Raw genomic sequence first — 4,330 nt, 5'->3', positions numbered from 1 at the left:
CCGGAGCGATCTCGCTGGCCCCGGTCTCCGAGCACTTCGCCGCCGGGGCGGGGTGCACGGGCAGGTGTGATCTCGGGTACGGGCTGGATGACACGAAGTTCCCCCGTGGGTCGGTGTGTGCCGGTGCCGGGGCTCACCCGGGCGCCGGGCTGAACGCGGGCGCCCTCAGGCGAGGTTGCGGACGACCTTTCCGGTGGCGGACCGCGGCAGTTCGCTCAGCAGGTCGATGCGGCGGGGCAGTTGGTGTGCGGAGAGGCGGTCCTGGCACCAGGCGAGCAGGTCGGCCTCGGCGACCGGGGCGTGTGCGACGACCCGTGCCACCGGTACCTGACCGCGGATCGGGTCCGGCTCGCCCAGCACCTGGGCCTCGGCCACGGCCGGGTGCGCTTCGAGGGCGCTCTCCACCTCGCCGGGGCTGACCTTCTTCCCGGCCACGTTGATGACATTGCCGACCCGGCCCTGCAGGCGCAGTCGGCCGTCCTCGTCCGCGAGCGCCAGGTCCCCGGTCCGGTACCAGCCGTCCTCGTCCACCCGGAGCGGCAGCAGTCCGTGCGGGCCGAGGTAGCCGGCGGCGAGGGAGTCGGTGCGCAGCAGCAGTTCGCGGCTGTCGCCGACCGCGACGGCCGGGTCGAGGCGTGCCTCGATGCCGGGCAGTGGCCTGCCGACGTCACCGGCGGCGAAGTGCTCGGAGACCGGGGCCAGCGAGATCGCTCCGGTCTCCGAGGAGCCGTAGCCGTTCTCCAGCGTGAAGCCGTAGCGGCGGGTGAGGGCGCGGCCGACCTCGGCGGGGAGCGGGGCGCCCGAGGACACGACGCGGCGCAGCGTGGCCAGGCCGGGATCGGCCTCGTTGCCCGCGGCGAGCAGCTGGAGCTGGAAGGGCAGGCCGATGAGGTGGGCGGCGCGGTGCTTGTGCACGGCGCGGGCCAGCTGGGAGGGGACGGAGCGGGAGGGGCAGTGGCGTGCCGTCGCCCCTCGGACGAGTGGGGCGATCAGACCGTAGGTGAAGCCGTAGGAGTGGAAGGCAAGGGTGCTCGCGACCACGGTGGCGCCGGGTTCGTAGCCCAGGTGGTCGGCGATGCGCAGGCAGTCGACCAGGACCTGCTCCACGGGCCTGACGACGCCGGCCGGCAGGCCGGTGGAGCCGGAGGTGAGGAAGGTGTGCGACCTCTCGGGTACGCCGGTCAGCTCGCGGCGGTCGCCGCTCCGGCCGGTCCACAGCGGCGGGGAGTCGGCCCCCGGCCACCGGGTGAAGCCCTCGCCGTTCCGGTGGGACGTCACGTCGTGGACGGTGAGGCCGGTGTGCTCCACGGGCGAGTTGGGGTCGGCGTGCAGGACGGGCAGGCCGACGAGGTCGGCGGCGAGGGCGACGACGGCGCGGGCCGTGACGTCCGCGATCCGGGCGACGACCAGGGTGTCCGGGGTGCGGTGGGCGTCGAGGTGGCGGGCGAAGCCCTCGGCCGCCGTGAGCAGCTGGCGGAAGGTGATCTCGCCGCGGCTGCCGATGATCGCGGGGGCGTCGGGGGCGCCGCCGCCCGACCTGACCGCCTCGAAGAGTCCTGTGCCGTTCAACGTCCGGCCTCCGTTCCGTTGCCGAGCACGAAATCGACGATCTTCCCGACCGAGCTGAAGTCCTCGGAGCGGAGCTCGTCGTCCGGGACCTCGGCCCCGAACTCACCCTCCAGCCAGGTCAGGACCTCCAGGAAGGACAGCGAGTCGAAGGAAGCGAAGCCCCGCAGGTCCTCGCTCTCGCCCAGGGGCGTGCCCGTCGGCTTGCCGATGATCTTGAGCATGCGATCGGACACCACATCGACTAACGCCTGACGCTCCGTCATATCTGCACTCCTGAAGGGTAGTTGAGCCCGCCAGTGGCTCCTGCATCCGGCAGTCGCCGAACCTAGCCCCTTGGATTGCAAGAACGCAAGCAATTTCATTTCACAGCAAAAGTTGAGCAACGCGCTGTAGATTCAGTTGTGTTGGTCGAAAATTTAACGGAATGGAGAGTTCAGATGTCCGGAGAGCGCATGCGGTGGCTGAACTTCTCGGCGCCTCCCGCGCGTGAGGGGTCGCTGACCTGGGGGCAGTGGGCGATCTGGGGAGTCTTCCGGCAGCTCCCCGAGGGCGACGACTCCCTCAACCAGGCCGGCTGGTGCCCCGTCGGAGCAGGGCTGACCGTCACCGACGTGGCCGACGCGCTGCGCCGTACCGTCGAGCACCACGAGGCGCTGCGCAGCGTCTTCCCCCGGTTCGCCGACGCGCCCGTCCAGGAGGTCCGTGCCGAGGGCCGGCTCCCGCTGGACCTGGTCGAATGCGGCTCCGAGCCGGTCGACGCCTGCGCCGAGCGGGCCTCGGGGCGGCTGCGGAGCGGGGCGTTCGACAACGAGCGGGACCTGCCGGTGCGCGCCGCCGTCCTGATCCGAGACGGCGCCCCCGCCGCCCTGGCCGTCGCCGCCAGCCACATGGCGGTCGACGGGTGGAGCTTCCATCTGGTCCTCGAAGAACTCCGCCAGGCCCTGTCCCTCGCCCCGGGCACCGCATCCGCGCCCGGACCGGCAGCCCGCCAGCCCGTCGAGCGTGCCCTGTTCGAGGCGTCCGACGAGGGCGTCCGCCGCGAGCGGGCCACGCTGCGGCACTGGGAGCGGACCCTGCGCGCCGCCCCCGCCGTCATGCAGGCGGGGACCGCCACCCCGGACGAGGCACCCCGCGACTGGGCCGTCCTCCAGTCACCGGCGCTGGCCCGCGCCGCCCATGAGCTGGCCGCCCGCACGGGCATCGGTACCGGGACCGTGGTCCTGGCCCTGGTCGCGCTGGTGCTCGCGGCCCGCACGGGCGAGGACGCCGCCCTGCTCCGGCTGATCGTCGCCACCCGGTCGGATGCGCCGGACCGGGGCTTCGTCGGCGCGCAGAACCAGAACGGACTGCTGCGCGTCGGCCCGGCCGAGGAGTTCGCCGAGGCCTTCGTACGCCGCTGCGCCGGTGCCACCCTGGCCGCTTACCGGCGCTGTGAGGGCGACCCGCGCAAGGTCGAGCAGCTGGCCGTGGACGTGGCGCGGGAGCGAGGGTTCCCGTACGGCGGCTTCTGCTTCTTCAACGATGTCCGCTTCAGGGGCGCCGACCGGATCGGTGCCCCCGACACGGGGGCGGACCGCGCCCAGTCCGGGGTGGAGTGGACTGCGGAACTCGGCCGGACCACGCTGGAGACGGTCGACCGGCCGGGCCGGCAGGCGGGCGCCAAGTTCTTCCTGTTCCTCGGGGAACTGGGCGACACCTGCCGTCTCACGCTCGCCGTGGACCCCGGCTTCCGTGAACTCGGTTCGGCGGAGGGCTTCCTGGCAGCTCTGGAGACCGTCGCGGTCCGTGCCGCGCGCGAGCCCCTGGGGCCGGTCGGGACGCTCGTGGCGGTTGCCGCCGAGGGGAGCGGGCGCCGGGCAGGTGTGTGACGCGCGGCCCGCGACCGGGCGTGCCGGGACCCGGGCGTGCCCGTGGTCCCGTCCCGTGGTGGGCGGCCCGGTCTTTTCATGTCCCGCGTCCTTCACGTCCCGCGTCGCGTCAGCGGGTAGCAGCCCAGGCCGATCAGGGCTGCCGTGAGGTGGCCGATGTCCGTGAAGGTCGGGGTGGTGATCAGGGGGACCGTGTAGATGACCAGGACCGCGAAGAGGTACACGGGGCGCCAGGGGCGGGGGACGTAGTAGGTGAGGACCGCGACCACGCCGGCGAGGGCGTAGCTGACGCCGACGTCGAGGGTGTTGGCGGCGGAGAGCGGGGCGTGGCCGTGGCGGATGGCCCAGGCGAGGATGCCTTCGCTGACGAGGGTGGCGAGGACGTGGGCGGTGGCGGCGACGGCGAGCCAGCGTGCGGTGCCGAGGCGGCGTTCGGCGGGGGCGTGGAAGACGGTGTAGAGGACGGCGTAGGGGAGCCACTGGCCGCTGTCGATCCAGAAGGCGCTGGTGATGAGGACGCGGACCGGGTTCTGGGACAGCTCGTGGATGTTGGTGGAGCGCTGGCGGAGGAACTCCTCCTCGAAGGCCGGTGACATCTGGTGGACGATGACCGTGGTGACGAAGAGGGCGGTCAGCCAGAGGTAGGTACCGGGGGCGCTGCGGATCCAGGAGCCGACGGCGCGGAGCCACGTGGCGGGGGCGGGGCGGCGCCGTGCGGGCGGGGCGGGGTGGCCGGTGGGCATGGCCCGATTGACGCACGCTCCTACGATCGGGGGCGTGATCGACATTCCGGATGCGCTCGTCGCTACTCAGTCCGCATTCAACGGGGAGGCCGGGCGGGCCTTCGTGGCCGCGCTGCCGGGGAGGGTGGCGGAGTTCCTGGAGCGGTGGGG

4 protein-coding genes and 1 pseudogene are annotated in these 4,330 nt (G+C 73.0%); 2 read left to right on the top strand and 3 right to left on the bottom strand.

From position 1 onward, the window contains the following. Positions 1-165 precede the first annotated feature (165 nt). Together EAO73_RS34855 and EAO73_RS34850 are read right to left on the bottom strand one after the other, a co-directional pair. Positions 166-1,569, bottom strand: coding sequence for a class I adenylate-forming enzyme family protein (locus tag EAO73_RS34855; RefSeq protein ID WP_147975541.1), 1,404 nt, complete (start codon positions 1,567-1,569; stop codon positions 166-168). Then, positions 1,566-1,790 carry a phosphopantetheine-binding protein gene (locus EAO73_RS34850; protein ID WP_224756585.1) on the bottom strand — a complete coding sequence of 75 codons (225 nt, stop codon included), beginning with the start codon at positions 1,788-1,790 and terminating at the stop codon, positions 1,566-1,568. The genes EAO73_RS34855 and EAO73_RS34850 overlap by 4 nt, the downstream gene beginning before the upstream one ends. Before the next feature lie 216 nt (positions 1,791-2,006). On the opposite strand from EAO73_RS34850, the gene EAO73_RS34845 reads away from it, so the two are divergent. Next, positions 2,007-3,437 carry a condensation domain-containing protein gene (locus tag EAO73_RS34845; RefSeq protein ID WP_147975539.1) on the top strand — a complete coding sequence of 477 codons (1,431 nt, stop codon included), beginning with the start codon at positions 2,007-2,009 and terminating at the stop codon, positions 3,435-3,437. A 92-nt stretch (positions 3,438-3,529) separates the two neighbouring features. On the opposite strand, the gene EAO73_RS34840 is transcribed toward EAO73_RS34845, so the two are convergent. Continuing rightward, entirely contained in the window at positions 3,530-4,180 is a 651-nt protein-coding gene (locus EAO73_RS34840) for a rhomboid-like protein (RefSeq protein ID WP_147975538.1), read from the bottom strand. Between EAO73_RS34840 and EAO73_RS34835 the strand changes: the two are divergent. Beyond that, positions 4,179-4,330 (top strand): annotated as a pseudogene (locus tag EAO73_RS34835) (hydroxyurea phosphotransferase); the annotation flags it as partial. The gene EAO73_RS34840 and the pseudogene EAO73_RS34835 sit on opposite strands and share 2 nt — an antisense overlap.

The sequence above is a fragment of the Streptomyces sp. col6 genome, assembly GCF_008042035.1.
Classification (GTDB): domain Bacteria; phylum Actinomycetota; class Actinomycetes; order Streptomycetales; family Streptomycetaceae; genus Streptomyces.
Note: the sequence above shows the minus strand (reverse complement) of the source record. Positions and strands in the feature narration are given on the sequence as shown.

What these genes read in the sequence shown, in the direction of transcription:
- EAO73_RS34850 (WP_224756585.1), bottom strand. Translation starts at nt 1,790, where the DNA reads ATGCTCAAGATCATCGGCAAGCCGACGGGCACGCCCCTGGGCGAGAGC.
- EAO73_RS34840 (WP_147975538.1), bottom strand. Translation starts at nt 4,180, where the DNA reads ATGCCCACCGGCCACCCCGCCCCGCCCGCACGGCGCCGCCCCGCCCCC.
- EAO73_RS34845 (WP_147975539.1), top strand. Translation starts at nt 2,007, where the DNA reads ATGTCCGGAGAGCGCATGCGGTGGCTGAACTTCTCGGCGCCTCCCGCG.